Consider the following 303-nt stretch of genomic DNA (forward strand, 5'->3'; position numbering starts at 1 on the left):
GTCAAGGCCCGCAACTTCGCCAATCCACATCGCCCAAGCAACGCCTGGAATGTAGATGAACGCGGAAAGAACGATTGCGGTAAGAGCTGTGCAAACAAAACCTCTAGCAATGCCCTTCTCGACGGCGAGGCCCGCAAGGAATGCCATGGCAACGAAGCCTGCGAGGAAGCCAGCGGTTGGTCCAACAAATGCGAGGGTTGAAGCGCAGTGCGCGAAGACGGGCAGACCAGAAGCGCCTTCAGCGAGGTAGGCAAGCAACGTTACAGCGCCAAGACGGGAGCCGAAAGTCAAACCAACGATCAT

The 303-nt window shown here is 57.1% G+C and carries 1 protein-coding gene; it reads right to left on the minus strand.

Features of this window, described 5'->3' with window-relative positions; translation table 11 throughout:
* Positions 1-303: biotin transporter BioY (locus AB9F29_RS22065; protein WP_369757272.1), on the minus strand; the 303-nt coding region annotated here is incomplete at both ends.

It is taken from the genome of Falsihalocynthiibacter sp. S25ZX9, assembly GCF_041205405.1.
GTDB lineage: Bacteria > Pseudomonadota > Alphaproteobacteria > Rhodobacterales > Rhodobacteraceae > Falsihalocynthiibacter > Falsihalocynthiibacter arcticus.